We start from the raw sequence: 16162 nt of genomic DNA, 5'->3' as shown, positions 1-16162 counted from the left end.
CCGGCTGTCCAGCCCTCGCCCCAGCCACAGACCACCGGGCAGCCCACCCGGCCGATGGCCGTGCTGCTGGCCGGTGGCGGCACCACCGGGCACGTCTCGCCGATGCTGGCCCTGGCCGACTGCCTGCGCCGCCGCGACCCGGCCACCGCCGTCCTCGTGCTCGGCACCGCGGAGGGCCTGGAGGCGCGGCTCGTGCCCGCGCGCGGCTACGAGCTGGCCGTGGTGCCGCGCGTCCCGCTGCCCCGCAAGCCCTCCACCGCGCTGCTGCGCCTGCCCGGGCGGCTGCTGAGCGCCGTGCGGGCCGCCGAACGCGCCATCGTCAAGGCCGGCGAGGTGGTGGGTGCTCCGCGTGCCGACGTCGTCGTCGGCGTCGGGGGCTACGTGGCGGTGCCCGCCTACCTCGCGGCGCGCAAGCTCGGCGTGCCCGTCGTCGTCCACGAGGCCAACCACCGGGCGGGCATCGCCAACCGGCTGGGTGCCCGCCTGACCGAGCACGTCGCGACGACCTTCCCCGGCACGGACCTGCGCGGCCGGGGCGGCAACGGCGTGCTCACGGGCCTGCCGATGCGCACCGAGGTGACGCGACTCGACAGGGCCGCCCGCCGGGCCGAGGCACGGGCCGCCTTCGAGCTGCACCCCGACGCGCCCACCCTCCTGGTCACCGGCGGGTCGCTGGGCGCGCTGCGCCTGAACACCGCTGTGGTCGAGGGTGCTCCGCAGCTGCTGGCTCCAGTGTCCAGCGGGCCGAACAGGGGGCTGGCGCCACAGGTGCTGCACCTCACCGGCGCGGGCAAGGCCGTGCAGCCCTCGGGGCTGCCCGAGGGCGCCGTCTACCGCGTGCTGGAGTACACCGACCGCATGGACCTCGCCTACGCCGCCGCCGATCTCGTGCTGTGCCGCGCGGGCGCCGGCACGGTCTGCGAGACCACCGCCGTCGGCTTGCCTGCCGTCTACGTGCCGCTGCCCATCGGCAACGGCGAGCAGCGCCTCAACGCCGCCGGGGCGGTGGCCGCCGGGTCGGCGATGATCGTCGACGACGCCGACGTCACCGCCGACTGGGTGCGCGGCCCCCTGCGCGACCTGCTCACCGACGGCGACGGCGCCCACCGCCTCGCGGCGATGGCTGCCGCGGCAGCGGCGTCCGCGGCGGTCTCGGGAGCTCGCGACGGCGACGAGCGCCTCGCCGACCTCGTCGAGCGAGCCGCCGGCCGTCGGCCAGGGGAGACCACCGGCGACTCCACGGGGGAGGCGCGATGAGCGCCCGCTTCGACCTCGCCGCACCGGTGCCGCCGCTGGCGGAGCTCGGCGCGGTGCACTTCATCGGCATCGGGGGAGTGGGCGTCTCCGGCGTCGCCCGGATCATGATCGAGCGCGGCGTGACCGTCTCCGGCAGCGACGCCAAGGACCTGCCGGTCATGGACGCGCTGCGGGCCCTCGGTGCACGCGTCGCCGCCGGGTTCGACCCCGCCCGCCTGGACGGCGTCGACACCGTCGTCGCAGGCTCCGCCATCCGCGAGGACAACCCCGAGCTGGCCGCCGCGCGCGCCGCCGGGCTGCGCGTGCTGCACCGCTCCCAGGGCCTCGCAGCGCTCATGACGGGCCTGCGGGGCGTGGCGGTGGCCGGCACCAACGGGAAGACGACGACGACGGCCATGCTCGTGGCCGCCCTCGAGCACGCGGGCGCTGACCCGTCGTTCGCCGTCGGCGGCGAGCTGATCGGCGCGGGCACCAACGCCCGTCACGGCAGCGGCGACGTCTTCGTCGCCGAGGCCGACGAGTCCGACTCGAGCTTCCTCGTGTACGCCCCCGAGGTCTCCGTGGTCACCAACGTTCAGCCCGACCACCTCGACCACCACGGCAGCTACGAGGGTGTCCAGGCGGCGTTCGCGGCGTTCGCCGCACGCATCCAGCCGGGCGGAGTGCTCGTGGCCTGCGCCGACGACCCGGGCTCCGCCGCCCTGGCCTCGTCGGTGAGGGCAACTGCAGTGCGCTCTCAGGACGACGACGGCGACGGCCCCGCCTCGTCCGCCGTGCGACGCGTGGTGACCTTCGGTGAGGCTCCCGACGCGGAGGTCCGCATCACCGACTCCCACACCACCGGGGGAGGCATCACCGTCGACCTCACCGCCGTCCCCGGCGCCGCCGGCCCGCTTGCCCCGCAGGGCTGGAGCGGTCGCCTGCGGCTGGCCGTGCCCGGCTGGCACAACGCCCTCGACGCGGCGGCGGCCTGGTCTGCCGCGGTGGCGCTCGGCACCGACCCCGCCGTCGCGCGCGACGGCCTGGAAGCCTTCCGCGGTACCCGGCGCCGCTTCGAGCCGCGCGGGGAGGCCGACGGCGTGCGCGTCTACGACGACTACGCCCACAACCCCGCCAAGGTGGCCGCTGCCGTCGCCACGGGCCGCCTGGTGGCCGGCGCCGGGCGGCTCGTCGTCGCCTTCCAACCGCACCTGTACTCGCGCACCGCCGACTTCGCCGCCGAGTTCGCCCGGGCACTGTCCGGAGCCGACGAGGTGGTGGTGCTCGACGTGTACGCCGCCCGGGAAGACCCGGTGCCCGGCGTGACGGGAGCACTCGTGGCCGATCTCGTGCAGGCCCCGGCGCGGGTGCGCTTCGAGCCTGACATGGCCGCCGTGGCGCAGACCCTGGTGGACTTGGCCCAGCCTGGAGACCTCGTGCTCACCATCGGCGCCGGTGACGTCACCGCGGTGGCCGGCGAGGTGCTGGCCCTGCTGCAGGGCCGGTCACAGGCGAGCACCGCTCTGGCGGAGGCTCCGGCGTGACCCCTCCCGGGCGGCGGCCCCCGGCGCCGGTGCGCCGTCCGGCGGCGCCCCGGCGCCCGCGACCCGAGCAGCGTGAGCAGCCTCAGCCGGTGCAGCTGCCCGAGACCGGACCCGCGGCGCCGCAGAGCGCCGCGCACCCCGCGTCATCCAGCCCGGCGGTTTCAACCAGCCCCGTGGGCTCCTCGACGCAGCCCGGGGTGACCCGGCAGTCCCGGTCCGACACCGACGAGCCGGGACGGCCGCCCCAGCGCGAGGGACGCGCCGAGAGGCCGCGTGCCGCCGGGGCCACCGAGGGCGAGGCGGCGCGCAGCGGGTCGAGCTCCGACGGGGCCGGCGCTGGGAGTGGCCGGAGGCTGCTGTGGCGCGTGATCGCTGTCGCCGTCGTCGTCGTCCTCCTTCTCGGAGCGGCGGCGTGGGCGCTGCTGGCCAGCTCGCTGACAGCGCTGCGGGACGTGCGCGTCAGCGGTGCCGACAGGACGGGCGCTGCCGCCGTGCAGAGCGCAGCCGCGGACCAGATGGGGCTGCCGCTGCTGCGGGTCGACACGGGCGCGGTGAGCGAGCGGCTCCGGAAGCTGCCGTGGGTGGCCTCGGTGTCGGTGACGCGCGGCTTCCCGCACCGCCTGGACGTCGCGGTCACCGAGAAGGTGCCGGTGGCCGCCGTGCCCGCTGCCGACGGCGCCCCGGGCGTCATGCTGCTCGACGGCGACGGCACGAGCATCACGACCGCCGACGCAGCGCCCGAGGGAGTGCCGCTGGTGCAGGTCGACCCCGGCGCGGCGGGCGCGGGAGCGGTGCGGGCTGCCTCGGCTGTGGCGCTGGCACTGCCGACTGCCCTGCGAGAGCAGGTCTCGGCCATCACGGCCAGCGGACCGGAGGACGTCCGCCTGGCTCTGCGCGATGGCAAGCAGGTCGTGTGGGGCGGTGCCGGCGAGGACGACCTCAAGGCGCGGGTAGCCCAGCTCCTGCTGCCTCGCGAGGGGGTCCGCACTGTCGACGTCAGCGCGCCGAGGGCTCCCGCGACCGCTCCATAACGGGAACTGGGCGGCACTATGGGCGGGGCTGGAGGCGCTCGAGACAGCTTTCGGAAGCGTCGTTTCGGCGTCTGGCGTTGCCGTCGTGATCTGCTCGTGATTGCTCTGGATTGATCTGCGGGCTGTAACCGGCACTTCCGCGAGTGTGGGAGGAGAGCGGTTCCGGGAGGCTTCCTCCGGCCCCCTGTGCCCGGCTCCCAGGAAGCGCATCTAGGCTCTCCCAGGCCCGAACGGGCGGCTCGGCGCCGCACACGTCGTGCTCGACGTTGCGCTCTGTCAGCGCCCGTGAGCACAGAGCTGCGAGGCAGAGCCGCTGTTCAGCGCCCGCGGCGTGGGGAGTTGTGGGGATCGGCGTCCGGCCCCTAGCCTGCAAACAACACCGTTGTGACATAACGTTCAGCCTCAGGTTGAGGTTGAGACTTTTCCGGGGCCTGAGGGGGCCTCGGTGGCAGCAGATCCGGGGTCGGCAGGCCCGAAGCGATCGGGGAGAGCAGGGGACCGTGGCGGCACCGCAGAATTACTTGGCGGTCATCAAGGTGGTGGGTGTTGGCGGTGGCGGCGTCAACGCCGTGAACCGAATGATCGAGGTCGGCCTCAAGGGGGTCGAGTTCATCGCGGTCAACACCGACGCCCAGGCACTGCTGATGAGCGACGCCGACGTCAAGCTCGATGTCGGCCGTGAGCTGACGCGCGGTCTCGGTGCCGGCGCTGACCCCGAGGTCGGCCGCAAGGCCGCCGAGGATCACGCCGAGGAGATCGAAGAGGTCCTCCGCGGGGCCGACATGGTCTTCGTCACGGCCGGTGAGGGCGGCGGCACGGGCACCGGCGGTGCCCCCGTGGTGGCCCGTATCGCCAGGGCGCAGGGTGCGCTGACCATCGGCGTCGTGACCCGTCCGTTCACGTTCGAGGGCCGTCGTCGCGCCACCAGCGCGGAGTCGGGCATCGCGGAGCTGCGCGAGCAGGTCGACACGCTCATCGTCATCCCGAACGACAGGCTGCTGTCCATCAGCGACCGCGGCGTCAGCGTGCTGGACGCCTTCAAGTCGGCCGACCAGGTGCTGCTGTCCGGTGTGCAGGGCATCACCGACCTCATCACCACGCCGGGTCTGATCAACCTCGACTTCGCCGACGTGAAGTCGGTCATGAGCAACGCGGGTTCCGCGCTCATGGGCATCGGTTCCTCCCGCGGTGACAACCGCGCGGTGGAGGCGGCCGAACTGGCGATCTCCTCGCCGCTGCTCGAGGCCAGCATCGACGGCGCGCACGGCGTGCTGCTGTCCATCCAGGGTGGCTCCGACCTCGGCCTGTTCGAGATCAACGAGGCCGCGCGCATGGTCCAGGAGGCCGCGCACCCCGAGGCCAACATCATCTTCGGCGCCGTCATCGACGACGCCCTCGGTGACGAGGTCCGCGTCACGGTCATCGCCGCCGGCTTCGACGGCGGCACGCCCCAGGTTCGCCGCGACGAGCGCCGCGCGGAGCCCGCTCCCGCGCAGGTCTCGCTGCCCCGCACCCCGGCGGTGCCGACGGGCGGCGCCCCCGGGCGCCCCGCCCACAGCGGCTTCGGTGCCGGCCCCGCGGCTCCCGCCTCGACCGGCCCGCGCACCGGCTCGCAGCCCGCGGTGGCCCCTCCGGCCCGTACCGCCGGGCCCCGGACCGGGCAGACCCCGGCTGTGCCGTCGGTCGACAGGCCGAGCTGGCAGCAGCCCGCCCGCGCCGCGGCGCCGGCGGCCCCGCCGGCCTACAGCGAGGCGCCCGCGCGGCAGGCCGCGCCGGCAGTCCAGCCCGACTCCTACGACCGCTACGCCGACGCTCACCCGGACGCGTACGCCGACTCCTACCCGGAGTCCTACACCGACTGGCGCAGCCCCCAGGGCACCCCGAGCGCTCTGGACGACGGCCCCGCCGCCGAGCCGGCCCCCGCTCCCGCCTACCCCGCCACTCAGCTCCCGGGTCAGTACGACGGCGGCCACGCCGGAGTCCACACCGGCAGCCACGGCGTGGTCGAGCGCGAGCCGGCGCGCGTCCGCTACGGGCGGGCCGAGCCGGAGGACCTCGACGTCCCCGACTTCCTGAAGTAGTCAGCCGCTCCAGTAGCCAAGCGCAGCGGCAGCAGCATCCCGGCCCCGCGAGGCGGGCCGGATGAGAGGTCGGGCAGGCTCGTCCCATGGCGAGCCCGCCCGACCTTTCTGCGTCCACCACCTGGCGCCGCGAGTTGCCCGGCGGTCTGCGCTGGGCTCTCTCGGGCGGCGCTGACCTCAGTGACCGCGCCGCCGGAGCCGAGGGTGCCCGCGCGGCGCGCGCAGCCCTGGCCGCCGACGTCGGCGCGCCTCCGGAGCGCCTGCTCGTGGCCCACCAGGTGCACGGAGACGGGGCCGTCGTGGCCCGCGGCCCCTGGGACGGGCCGCCGCCCGACGCTGATGCGCTGGTCACCGACGTGCCGGGCCTGGTGCTCGCCGTCCTCGTGGCCGACTGCGTGCCGGTGCTCCTGGCCGACCCGGCCGCCGGGGTGGTGGGCGTCGCGCACGCCGGGCGCCGCGGCATGGACACCGGCGTAGTCGGCGCGGCCGTGGCGCTCATGGGGGAGCTTGGTGCTGACGCCGGTCGCACGCGTGCGCTACTGGGTCCCTCGGTGTGCGCTCGCTGTTACGAGGTGCCGGCGGCGATGCGCGACGACGTTGCCGGGCGGCACCCGGTCACCGCCTCGCGCACCTGGACCGGTACTCCGTCCCTCGATGTTGCGGCCGGCGTGCTGGAGCAGCTCGCCGCCCTGGGGGTCGCGGCCGAGCAGCTGCCCGGGTGCACCGTGGAAGACGAGTCGCTCGGCTCCGTGCGCCGTTCCGGTCCGGACGCGCCGCGCTGGGCGGGCCTGGTCTGGAAGGAGGCATCGGCGTGACGGGGAGCATCGGCATGGCGGGAGAAGCGCTGAGCGAGCGGGCCGCCGAGCTGGCGGCGAACCTCGCCGAGGTGCGCGAGCGGGTGGCCGCCGCCGAGGCTGCTGCGGGGCGGGCCGCGGGGTCGGTCCAGCTGGTGGTGGTCACCAAGACCTTCCCTGCGGACGATGTGCGCCTACTCGCCGGGTGCGGCGCCACTGACGTCGGGGAGAGTCGCGAGCCGGAGTCGGGCGAGAAGGCCCGCGCCTGCGCGGACCTGCCGCTGCGCTGGCACCAGGTGGGCCAGGTGCAGACCAACAAGGCCGCGGCGGTGGCGAGCTGGGCCGACGTGGTCCACTCCGTCGACCGAGCGCGCCTGGTCACGGCCCTGGAGCGCGGACACCGACGGGCGCTGGAGCGGGGGGAGCGGCCCGCCGGTCACCTGCTCGACGTCCTGCTCCAGATCGATCTCGACGACGACGACACGCGCGACCCTGGCCGCGGTGGTGCGCGCCCGGGCGAGGTCGCCGAGCTGGCGGAGGTGGTGGCCGCCGCCGAGGGGCTGCGGCTGGCGGGTGTCATGGCCGTCGCGCCCGCCGGCGTCGATCCCCGCGGGCCCTTCGAGCGACTTGCCCAGGTGGCGGCCCGGTTGCGGGCCGACCACCCGGAAGCGACCGTCATCTCAGCGGGCATGAGTGGCGACCTCGAAGCCGCCGTCGCCGCAGGGGCAACCCACGTGCGTGTCGGCCGCGCCGTGCTGGGCGCGCGGCCCGCCATCGTGTAACTTCTGTGACTAGCGAGACGAATGAGGCCCAAGAGTCCGGAGGGGCTGGCGGGTCGCAAGGGTGTCGCACCGACCGCCGAGGCGGGCGGGCGAAGCACGCTGTGAGGAGGAGTGGTCATGGCTGGAGCACTGCACAAGTCGATGGTGTGGATGGGCTTGCGCGAAGACGACCCGCGCTACGCCGAGCCCCGTGACCTCGACGTGGACGCCTGGGAGGAGGGGGACGACGAGGTGGCCCTAGACGAATCCGACTACCGGGCCGAGGTGACACCGATCACCCGCGACCGATCCGTCGCCCGCTTCACACCGCCGCCTGCGGCTGACCTGCGCCGCATCACGACGATCCACCCCCGCACCTACAACGAGGCCAAGGCCATCGGTGAGTGCTTCCGCGGCGGCGTGCCGGTGATCATGAACCTCACCGACATGTCCGACGCCGACGCCAAGCGCCTGGTCGACTTCTCGGCCGGCCTGGTCTTCGGGCTGCACGGCAACATCGAGCGCGTCACCAACAAGGTCTTCCTGCTCTCCCCGGCACACGTCGAGGTCACCGGTGAGCCGGTCGGCCAGGTCAAGGCGGTCTTCAACCAGTCCTGACCTGCCGGTTCACCGGCGGTGGCGGGCGAGGCGCCCCTCAATCGCCCGCCACGAGGGGGCACCGCTGCCGCGGTGCCCCCTCTTCGGCGTGTCCTGACGTCCATCGCGATCAACGCCGGGGTCTCGACGCGGCGCGCACACAGCGGCCTGTTCGGCAGGAGATGATGGTCCGGTGAACCTGCTCTTCCAGCTGCTGTACCTCGTCGTGCTGCTCTTCTTCGTGCTGCTGATCGGACGGCTCGTGCTGGAGTGGGTGCAGGTCTTCTCCCGTGACTGGCGCCCCCGCGGCGTCGTCCTCGTGCTGGCGGAGGCCGTCTACACCGTCACCGACCCGCCGCTGCGCGGCCTGCGGCGCGTCATCAAGCCGATCCGCCTCGGGAGCATCCAGCTGGATCTCGCTTTCATCATCCTGGCGCTGGGCTGTTCGCTGCTCATGAGCCTGCTGTCGAGTGCGGCCGCGAGAACGATGTGACGGCCGCGGCGCGATCCACCCTTTCCACCCCGTTGATCCGACCTATCCCGTCCATCCGGACACACCGCGTGCTGCACCTGACCGCGCTCTCGCGCGTCGTCGGCTACGGTGGCACGCGACTGAACGCAGGCCCGGTGCGTGCCACCGCGGTGACTCTCGAAGAGGTGACCACATGGCGCTGACGCCCGAGGACGTCGTCAACAAGCGGTTCCAGCCCACCAAGTTCCGTGAGGGATACGACCAGGACGAAGTCGATGACTTCCTGGACGAGGTGGTCGGTGAACTGCGCCGGTTGACGGCGGAGAACGAGCAGCTGCAGCAGAGCCTGTCCGCGTGCGAACGCCGCGTGACCGAGCTCAGCCGCAGCGGCGGAACCACCGGGCAGGTGCCGCAGCAGGTGGCTCCGGCCCCGCAGCCGATCGCGCCCGCACCGGCGCCGGTCTCGCCCGTCGGCCAGCCGCTGGAGTCCGCCACCGGCATGCTCGCGCTGGCCCAGAAGCTCCACGATGACTTCGTCCGCTCTGGTGAGGAGCAGCGCGACGCCATCCTCAGCGAAGCGAAGGACCGTGCCGCTCGCCTAGTCCGCGAGGCGGAAGACAAGCACCGCCAGACGCTCGGCAGCCTCGAGCAGGAGCGGTCGCTGCTCGAGCGCAAGATCGACGAGCTGCGCAACTTCGAGCGTGACTACCGCAACCGCATGAAGTCCTACCTCGAGTCCCAGCTGCGCGACCTCGAGACCCGCAGCAGTGCCGGCGTCGCCGGTAGCAACGGCGGGCGCCCGAGCCCTTCCTCTGCTCAGGACGTGGGCTACGCCTTCGGCGGCGGTGCTAACTGAGCCAGCCGTCCCCCGATGGCCCCGTGACGCCGACGGCGTCCGGGGCCACCGGTAGTTCTTCGTCCGTCCCCGACGCCGGCACCGACGGCATCGCGCGCAAGCTCCTGGCGCGCCGGTTGCGTCGTTTCCTCGTGGTGGTCGCACTGCTCGGTCTCGCCGCTGACCAGATCACCAAGGTGCTCGCTGTCGCGCTGCTGACCCCCGGCGAGCCCGTCCCGGTGGTGGGTGACGTGCTGCAGCTCGTGCTGCTGCGCAACCCCGGCGCCGCGTTCTCCTTCGCGACCGGCGCCACCTGGATCTTCACGATCATCGCGACCGTCGTCGTCGCCGCCGTCCTGCGGGTCTCCCGCAAGCTCGGCAGCCGCGGCTGGGCGTTGGCGTTGGGGCTGCTGCTGGCCGGTGCTACCGGCAACCTCGTCGACAGGCTGGTGCGCGCCCCCGGGTTCGCCCGTGGGCACGTGGTCGACTTCCTGGCCCTGCCGAACTGGCCGGTGTTCAACGTGGCCGACTCCATGATCTGCACCGCTGCGGGGCTGATCGTCATCCTCGCGCTGCGCGGTGTCGAGATCGACGGGCGCCGCGCCACCCGCTCAGCGAGGCGATGACCGTGCCCGAGGTGCGTTCCCTGCCCGTCCCGGACGGGCTCGACGGCGAGCGGCTCGACGCCGGCCTGTCGCGGCTGCTGGGTCTGTCGCGGTCGCGGGTGGCCGAGGTCGCCGAGGCCGGCGGGGTCGAGCTGGACGGCGCGAGGGTCGGCAAGTCCGAGCGGCTGCGCGCCGGCGCGTGGCTCGAGGTGTCGCTGCCGGACCCGCCGCAGGCGCCCCGCGTCGTCGCCGAACCGGTCGACGGCCTACGGATCGTCCACGACGACGACGACCTCGTGGTCGTCGACAAGCCGGTCGGCGTCGCCGCGCACCCCTCGCCGGGGTGGACCGGGCCGACGGTCATCGGTGGGCTCGCCGCCGCCGGCTACCGCATCTCCACGTCGGGTGCCGCCGAGCGCCAGGGCGTGGTGCACCGCCTCGACGTCGGCACCTCCGGCCTCATGGTGGTGGCCAAGAGCGAGCATGCGTACTCCGTGCTCAAGGACGCCTTCCGCGAGCGGACGGTCGAGAAGACCTACCACGCGCTAGTGCAGGGCCACCCCGACCCGACGTCCGGCACCGTCGACGCCCCCATCGGCCGCCACCCGTCCTCGGACTGGAAGTGGGCCGTCACCGCCGAGGGCAAGCCCAGCGTCACCCACTACGAGACGCTCGAGGCGTTCCGCTCTGCCACGCTGCTGGAGGTGCACCTGGAGACGGGCCGCACCCACCAGATCCGCGTGCACATGAGCGCGCTGCGCCACCCGTGCTGCGGAGACCTCACGTACGGCGCCGACCCGGCTCTCGCGCAGCGACTTGGGCTCACGCGGCAGTGGCTGCACGCCGTCGGTCTGGCCTTCCATCACCCGGCGACGGGGGAGTGGACGGCGTTCACCAGCGAGTACCCCGCTGACCTACAGGGCGCGCTCGACGTCCTGGCCGACCCGGCCTGACCAGCCCCCCGCTGCGACGATCCGCCTCCCCGCTGCGACGATCAAGGAAGCCTGCGCCACATCCCGGTCGCGCCGGTGCAGCTTCCCCAGCACGCTCTCTCGTCCCGGGGTGCGGAGTGCGGCCGTGGTGCACGGTCAAGCCGAGGGGGATCCGGTGTCCGTCCACTGCCGCCCGGCCCGCTCGGCCAGCTGCTGCAGGCGGTGCAGCACCAGCCGCGGCCCTGGTGACCATCCCGTGGTGACGGTGCTGTCGACGACGACGTCACCACGCGCGATCGCCACCCTCGCCCGCTGCACGAGGAGCGCCAACCCCGCTCCCGACGGGTCCGTCGGGAGTTCGAGCAGAGTCGACGGGCGCGGCGCCGCGGGGGCGCTCACGGCGTGCGCAGGTGTTCGAGGGCAGCCGCCGCGCGGACGCGCCCTGCCAGGAGAACCACCACGAGTCGGCACGCGAGCGCGATCAGCACCCCGGCCAGCACGCTGGCCGCCAGCACGCCCGCGCTGTAGATCCCCACATCGGCTAGGTGTTCAAGGACGTAGACCCACTGGTAGAGCAGACCGCCCACCAAGGATCCCGAGACCACGGCCGGCACCGCGGTATCGGTGAGAGCCCGGCGCTGAACGCCCAGCAGCCGTCGCGGCTCCAGCCCGAGGGCTGCTACCGCGGCCACCGACCTGCGGGTGGCGAGGAGGTGGTCGGAGAGGCTGAGTGCCAGCGCCAGCAGTGCGACGAGAGCGCCGACCACAGCTACGGTCGCGGCGACCGCGGCGCCGCCGATGTAGAAGAGCAGATCGCCCGTGCCGTAGCCGTACGTCGCGGTGAACATGCTGGTGACCAGGACAGCTTCTACGCCGAAGGACAGCCCGCAGACGAACAGCACCGCCCCGACTGTGCCTGCTGCCACGGGGTTGGCGCGTCGTTGTGCACCGGCCAGCATGGCGACAGCGGCATCTCCGCGGCGCAACTGCCGGGCCGACCGCACCCGGCGCGTCTGCCGGCCCACCGGGGACGACGCGGCCCAGCGAGCGAGGAGCAGAGCAGCGCACGTTGCCGCGAGGAGGACCGCGGCTCCCAGGAGAAGGAGAAGGAGGGGTAGCGAGTAGTCGGACCCGCTGCCCCAGCGGATGCCGTACGACACGACGAGCGCCGCTGCCACCCCACTGGCAACGGCCCACCACAGGCGCACGGGGCGCCCGGAACGTGCGCCGAGCCTCACCAGTGCCGCTGAGACGCCGTCCTCCTCGTTGTCACCGGTGAGGGGAGTACGGACGCCGAGCAGGGCCCCCACTCCCGCAAGTACCGCCAGGACCACCGCCCACGCCAGCGGCAGCCACCACTGGGGCGCCGGGAGCAGCCGAGTCCCCGGGGGCAGCGCGAGACCCAGCAGGAGCCAGAGCACCAGGTACGCGGGAGCGGCGTACAGCCCACCTCGGAGAAAGGCCGACCGTGTGCGGGCGACGCGCATCTGCCGTAGGTCAGCGGGGGTCGCACCTGCCAGCGCCAACAGACCTGCCTGACGGTGCAGCGCCAGCGAGCCGACCCGAAGTGCCTGCACGGCGAGCGCGGCGAAAGGCAGCACCAGCAGGAGGGCGGCCATCACGGCGCCCGGCCGCAGCCCCGACTGGCTGAGGTAGGGCGCGAGGCCGGGCTGCGCGGCGGAGAGCTGATAGACGTCAGGGTCATTGGCGTTCGGGATGGCGGCGACGGACACCGCCATGAGGAGGGCCACGCCGATGCCGGCCGCGGCTGCCGCCGTCGCACGGGCGCGCAGGTGGTCGGCGCTGCTGCGGAGACGGGCTAGCTCACGCACCACCTCCGCGGGCAGTGGCCGCGCCGCCAGGGGAGTGGGTGCCGTGGCGGTCATCGGAGCACCGCCTCGTGCTCGACGGAGCCCTGTCGCAGGCGGACCTCACGGTCGGCGAGTGCCGCGACGGTGTTGTCGTGAGTGATCAGCACGAGGGCCGCACCACGCGCCGTGACACCGCGCAGCAGGTCGAGCACCTGGCGCCCTCCGACCGGGTCGAGGCTGGCCACGGGCTCGTCAGCGAACACGATGCGCGGGCTGGTGATGAGCGCTCGCGCCACGGCCGCGCGCTGGGCTTGGCCGCCGGACAGCTCGGCGGGCGCAGCGGAGGCGGCGTCGGTCAGGCCCACCTCGGCGAGGGCGTCGGCTGCGGCCGTCCGGGCCGCCGCCAGCGAGGAGCCGTTCAAGGTCAGCGGCAGCGCCACGTTGTCGAGCACCGGTAGGTCGGGCACCAGCTGGACGTACTGCAGGACGATGCCGATCTCGCTGCGCCGCAGCACCGCGCGGGCGGTGGCGTCCACACCGGCGAGGTCGTGGCCGAGCAGGTGCACCCGACCCGCCTGCGGGCGCAGCAGGCCGGCCGCCACATGCAGGAGGGTCGATTTGCCACTGCCACTGGAACCGGTCACTGCGACCACCTCGCCGGGCGCGACGGTCAGGCTCACTTCGCGGAGCGCCGGCGTGCGGGCGTAGGCGTGGGAGACGCCGTCCAGTTCCAGGAGGGGGACCTGGTCGGGGGAGGGACCAGTGCTCATCGGGTGCTCTCCTCGGAGTGCTGGGTCGGCGCGTGGTGGGCCTGCGGGCTGTCGTCAGGGGCGGTTGCCGGTGGGGTGCTGTGTGTGGCGAGGTCGTGCGCCGCCGAGGTCCGGAGTGCCTCGACGGCTTCGTCCAGCCAGCGCAGGTCGGCGTCGAGGTGGAGCAGCGCGTGGCGCCGGGCGAGGTGCTCGGCGAGGCCGCTCGCGGACCCGGGTGCCGGCGGTGTGCTGCGCTGCAGCTCCCGCATCCGCTTGAGGTGGGCGGTGCGCTGCCCCGACAGCACCGCCGCGGCATCTGCGCCGGCCGCGGCACTGTGCAACGCCACCACCGTCTTGCGGACGACGTCCTCCCCGGCGACACCCGCCGGGGGCGCCGGCGTTGCCAGCCACGCCAGCAGGCGTTCACGGCCCGCGTCGGTGACGGCGTACAGGGTGCGCTCGGGACCACCCTCGCTGCGGGTGTCCACCGCCTCGGCCAGGCCGTCCCGGACGAGCCGCGCGAGCGTCGCGTACACCTGCCCGAACGCCAGCGGTCGCTCCTCGGGGAACCACGCGTCGTGCGCGTGCTTGAGGTCGTAGCCGTGCCGTGGCCCTGCCAGTAGCAGCGCGAGGTGGATCTCCGCCATGGACATGAGCCATGTCTACACCAGCAGTAGGTACTCAGTGAATAGCGGCGCGCCAGGCCTTGTCCCAACCACCGCGCGGGCGGCTGGCGTCGTGAGCCCGGCCCGACGTGTCGGAACCTCGCTCGATGTGTCGGAACGACGCCCAAGATGTCGGAAAGGCGGCTCGATTCCGACATCTTCGGCGCCATTCCGACACATCCGGCGTGGCCGGTCAGCCGCCAGCGCGGTCCACGGCGTCGAGGTGGGTCTCCACCGCATCGAGCAGCGGCGGCAGCACCGCCGCCGGCAGCGCGTGGCCCATCCCGGGGACCACCACGCGCCGCGTCGTCGACGCATTGCCGATCGCCGCCGCCAGCAGCGCCGCGCTCGGCGGCGGGTAGGCCGGGTCTTCCGGCGCCTCGACCACGAGGGTCGGCACGGTCACGCCCCGCAGCTCGGCCCCGCGCACCAGACCTGACGTGCCCGCGCGGGCGTGCGCGGTGGCCGAGCTCGCGTCGAGCGGCCCGCCGTGCGCGACCACCCGCTCCTCCAAGGCCCGGAACTCCGCCTCGTCGAACGGGGTGCCGCCCCCGTTGAGCAGTTGCCAGTGGCGCAGCCGGAAGTCCATCTCGGCGGCCTCGTCGCGCTCGTCGCCGAGCTGCGCCCACAGCGCCAGCAGCTCCGGCGCGGGCGTCGGAGCGGCGCCACCAGGAACCTCGGCGCCGGGCAGCGGACCCGTGCAGAACAGCGTCGCCGAGAGCAGCCGCTCGGCGCGGTCGAGCATCAGCAGCTGGGTCAGCAGCCCGCCCATCGACATCCCCACCACGTGCGCCGCCGGCACCCCAAAGGCATCGAGGACGACGACGGCGTCCGCCGCCAGGTCCGTCAGCGCATACGGCGCCCGGCCCGCCGAGCTGCTGGACCGGCCCGTGTCGCGGTGGTCCCACACGATGACGCGGTGCCGCTGCCCGAGCCGCTCGACAAGTCCCGGCGGCCACACCGCGCTGGAGGACGCCGCGCCCATGACCAGCAGCACCGCGCTGCCTGCGGGATCGCCGCTCTGCTGCGACCACAGCTCGTAGCCGTCGGACGTGGTCGCGGTGCGCGTGGTCGCCACGGTCGCCTCCTCGCTCGCCGTCGTCGTCCTCGATGACGACGACGACCGTCGCGCACCCTCCGCGACGGCGCCACCGGATGACCGCGCGAGGCCGGCCGAGCGCTCCCGGCGCAGCGCGGTGACCACCCGCTCCAGCCGCTCGGCGACGAGGGCTTCCGGGGCGCCGTCGTCCAGCAGCGCCGCTGGTCCCTCCAGCCGGAACGTGGCGAACCACACCCGGGCCCGGTCCGCCGCGGCCGGCCATCCGCCGCCCAGGCCGGCGCACGCCGCGTCGACGGCGTCCCACCCGAACCACACCAGGCAGCCCAGGTCGACCGCTGGGTCCCAGGCGCTGGCGAGGTCCCAGTCGATGACGCCCGCGAGCGTCCCGTCGGCGTGCCAGCGCAGGTTGTGGCCGGCGAGGTCGCCGTGGACGAGCCCTTCCGGCGCAGGCGGCAGGTCGAGGGCGGCGCGCAGGCGGGCTCCGGCGTCATCGCGGACGTCGTCGGGGAGCATCGCGACCACCTGCGCCATGAGCTCGGCCCACCGGTCGCGGCCCGCGTAGGCGTGGGGGACGTCCAGGTGCCGGCCCACCGGGCTGTCGGGGCGCACGTCCACACTCGCCAGCGCGGCGAGCAGCCGCTGCAGCTCCTCCACGCGCCGCGCGCCACCACTGCCGGCGGGCGCCGGCTCGCCCTCCACCCACGACAGCGCCACGGCAGCGGCGGCCCGTCCGGCGCGATGCACCTCGCTCAGCGGCCGGGGGACGGCGAACGGCAGCCCCGCCCCCGCCAGGGCGTCGAGCAGTGCTGTCCGCCGCTCCAGGTGCTGGGCGGCCAGGCCGCGCGCGACCTTGACCACCGCCCTGCCCGGCAGCAGGACGACGTCGTGGAACTCGCCGCGGAGCACTTCGGCGGCGCTGACGTCGCTGGCGGCGACGCCGGGAATCACCTGCCGGACGGTCGCTCGTAGGTCGTCGTCGCTGGTCACCG

16 protein-coding genes are annotated in these 16162 nt (G+C 74.2%); 11 read left to right on the top strand and 5 right to left on the bottom strand.

The annotated features are described in order from the left end of the window. The first annotated feature begins 54 nt into the window (after positions 1 to 54). The 11 genes from BXY45_RS10280 (at position 55) to BXY45_RS10230 (ending at position 10909) form a co-directional block, all read left to right on the top strand. The gene (locus tag BXY45_RS10280; RefSeq protein WP_109774419.1) at positions 55 to 1257 is read left to right on the top strand and encodes a glycosyltransferase; all 1203 of its coding nucleotides are present in this window, start codon (positions 55 to 57) and stop codon (positions 1255 to 1257) included. After that, on the top strand, positions 1254 to 2780 hold the full coding sequence (murC, locus tag BXY45_RS10275) for a UDP-N-acetylmuramate--L-alanine ligase (RefSeq protein ID WP_109774311.1): 1527 nt from the start codon (positions 1254 to 1256) through the stop codon (positions 2778 to 2780). The genes BXY45_RS10280 and murC overlap by 4 nt, the downstream gene beginning before the upstream one ends. Before the next feature lie 89 nt (positions 2781 to 2869). After that, positions 2870 to 3811, top strand: coding sequence for a cell division protein FtsQ/DivIB (locus BXY45_RS10270; protein ID WP_170131436.1), 942 nt, complete (start codon positions 2870 to 2872; stop codon positions 3809 to 3811). Between the two features lie 500 nt (positions 3812 to 4311). Beyond that, on the top strand, positions 4312 to 5892 hold the full coding sequence (gene ftsZ / locus BXY45_RS24190) for a cell division protein FtsZ (protein ID WP_245961736.1): 1581 nt from the start codon (positions 4312 to 4314) through the stop codon (positions 5890 to 5892). A gap of 86 nt (positions 5893 to 5978) precedes the next feature. Next, on the top strand, positions 5979 to 6707 hold the full coding sequence (locus BXY45_RS10260) for a purine nucleoside phosphorylase YfiH/LACC1 family protein (RefSeq protein ID WP_109774307.1): 729 nt from the start codon (positions 5979 to 5981) through the stop codon (positions 6705 to 6707). Positions 6708 to 6721: 14 nt separating this feature from the next. Continuing rightward, complete coding sequence (locus BXY45_RS10255; RefSeq protein WP_109774417.1) at positions 6722 to 7468, top strand: YggS family pyridoxal phosphate-dependent enzyme; 747 nt, start codon at positions 6722 to 6724, stop codon at positions 7466 to 7468. 117 nt (positions 7469 to 7585) lie between these two features. After that, a complete protein-coding gene (locus BXY45_RS24535; protein ID WP_109774415.1) occupies positions 7586 to 8065 on the top strand; it encodes a cell division protein SepF in 480 nt (159 codons plus the stop codon). A gap of 172 nt (positions 8066 to 8237) precedes the next feature. Beyond that, positions 8238 to 8537: a YggT family protein gene (locus BXY45_RS10245; protein WP_109774305.1), complete on the top strand. Its 300-nt coding sequence runs from the start codon at positions 8238 to 8240 to the stop codon at positions 8535 to 8537. Positions 8538 to 8709: 172 nt separating this feature from the next. Continuing rightward, positions 8710 to 9372: a DivIVA domain-containing protein gene (locus BXY45_RS10240; protein WP_109774303.1), complete on the top strand. Its 663-nt coding sequence runs from the start codon at positions 8710 to 8712 to the stop codon at positions 9370 to 9372. A gap of 23 nt (positions 9373 to 9395) precedes the next feature. Beyond that, the gene (gene lspA, locus BXY45_RS10235; RefSeq protein WP_245961734.1) at positions 9396 to 9977 is read left to right on the top strand and encodes a signal peptidase II; all 582 of its coding nucleotides are present in this window, start codon (positions 9396 to 9398) and stop codon (positions 9975 to 9977) included. Next, on the top strand, positions 9974 to 10909 hold the full coding sequence (locus BXY45_RS10230) for an RluA family pseudouridine synthase (RefSeq protein WP_109774301.1): 936 nt from the start codon (positions 9974 to 9976) through the stop codon (positions 10907 to 10909). Before lspA ends, BXY45_RS10230 begins: the two co-directional genes overlap by 4 nt. A 135-nt stretch (positions 10910 to 11044) precedes the next feature. Here BXY45_RS10230 and BXY45_RS10225 read toward each other — a convergent pair whose 3' ends face one another. The 5 genes from BXY45_RS10225 to BXY45_RS10205 all read right to left on the bottom strand — a co-directional run bounded on the left by BXY45_RS10225 (position 11045) and on the right by BXY45_RS10205 (position 16160). Beyond that, positions 11045 to 11287: a hypothetical protein gene (locus BXY45_RS10225; RefSeq protein WP_109774299.1), complete on the bottom strand. Its 243-nt coding sequence runs from the start codon at positions 11285 to 11287 to the stop codon at positions 11045 to 11047. After that, on the bottom strand, positions 11284 to 12774 hold the full coding sequence (locus BXY45_RS10220) for a hypothetical protein (RefSeq protein WP_109774298.1): 1491 nt from the start codon (positions 12772 to 12774) through the stop codon (positions 11284 to 11286). Before BXY45_RS10220 ends, BXY45_RS10225 begins: the two co-directional genes overlap by 4 nt. Then, on the bottom strand, positions 12771 to 13469 hold the full coding sequence (locus BXY45_RS10215; protein WP_109774296.1) for an ABC transporter ATP-binding protein: 699 nt from the start codon (positions 13467 to 13469) through the stop codon (positions 12771 to 12773). The genes BXY45_RS10220 and BXY45_RS10215 overlap by 4 nt, the downstream gene beginning before the upstream one ends. Next, positions 13466 to 14101, bottom strand: a complete 636-nt coding sequence (locus BXY45_RS10210; RefSeq protein ID WP_109774294.1) for a PadR family transcriptional regulator — start codon at positions 14099 to 14101, stop codon at positions 13466 to 13468. The genes BXY45_RS10215 and BXY45_RS10210 overlap by 4 nt, the downstream gene beginning before the upstream one ends. 205 nt (positions 14102 to 14306) lie before the next feature. Continuing rightward, positions 14307 to 16160 (bottom strand): alpha/beta fold hydrolase, encoded by a 1854-nt coding sequence (locus tag BXY45_RS10205; protein ID WP_109774292.1) that lies wholly within the window; start codon positions 16158 to 16160, stop codon positions 14307 to 14309. Between the last annotated feature and the right edge of the window lie 2 nt (positions 16161 to 16162).

The sequence above is a fragment of the Quadrisphaera granulorum genome (genome assembly GCF_003149145.1).
Lineage (GTDB): Bacteria > Actinomycetota > Actinomycetes > Actinomycetales > Quadrisphaeraceae > Quadrisphaera > Quadrisphaera granulorum.
Note: the sequence above shows the minus strand (reverse complement) of the source record. Positions and strands in the feature narration are given on the sequence as shown.

Bases quoted from the DNA above. Each gene is read 5' to 3' on its own strand.
- BXY45_RS10260 (WP_109774307.1), top strand. From the start codon at position 5,979: ATGGCGAGCCCGCCCGACCTTTCTGCGTCCACCACCTGGCGCCGCGAG.
- BXY45_RS10255 (WP_109774417.1), top strand. From the start codon at position 6,722: ATGGCGGGAGAAGCGCTGAGCGAGCGGGCCGCCGAGCTGGCGGCGAAC.
- BXY45_RS10210 (WP_109774294.1), bottom strand. From the start codon at position 14,101: ATGTCCATGGCGGAGATCCACCTCGCGCTGCTACTGGCAGGGCCACGG.
- murC (WP_109774311.1), top strand. From the start codon at position 1,254: ATGAGCGCCCGCTTCGACCTCGCCGCACCGGTGCCGCCGCTGGCGGAG.
- BXY45_RS24535 (WP_109774415.1), top strand. From the start codon at position 7,586: ATGGCTGGAGCACTGCACAAGTCGATGGTGTGGATGGGCTTGCGCGAA.
- BXY45_RS10280 (WP_109774419.1), top strand. From the start codon at position 55: ATGGCCGTGCTGCTGGCCGGTGGCGGCACCACCGGGCACGTCTCGCCG.
- BXY45_RS10220 (WP_109774298.1), bottom strand. From the start codon at position 12,774: ATGACCGCCACGGCACCCACTCCCCTGGCGGCGCGGCCACTGCCCGCG.
- BXY45_RS10230 (WP_109774301.1), top strand. From the start codon at position 9,974: ATGACCGTGCCCGAGGTGCGTTCCCTGCCCGTCCCGGACGGGCTCGAC.
- BXY45_RS10215 (WP_109774296.1), bottom strand. From the start codon at position 13,469: ATGAGCACTGGTCCCTCCCCCGACCAGGTCCCCCTCCTGGAACTGGAC.
- BXY45_RS10240 (WP_109774303.1), top strand. From the start codon at position 8,710: ATGGCGCTGACGCCCGAGGACGTCGTCAACAAGCGGTTCCAGCCCACC.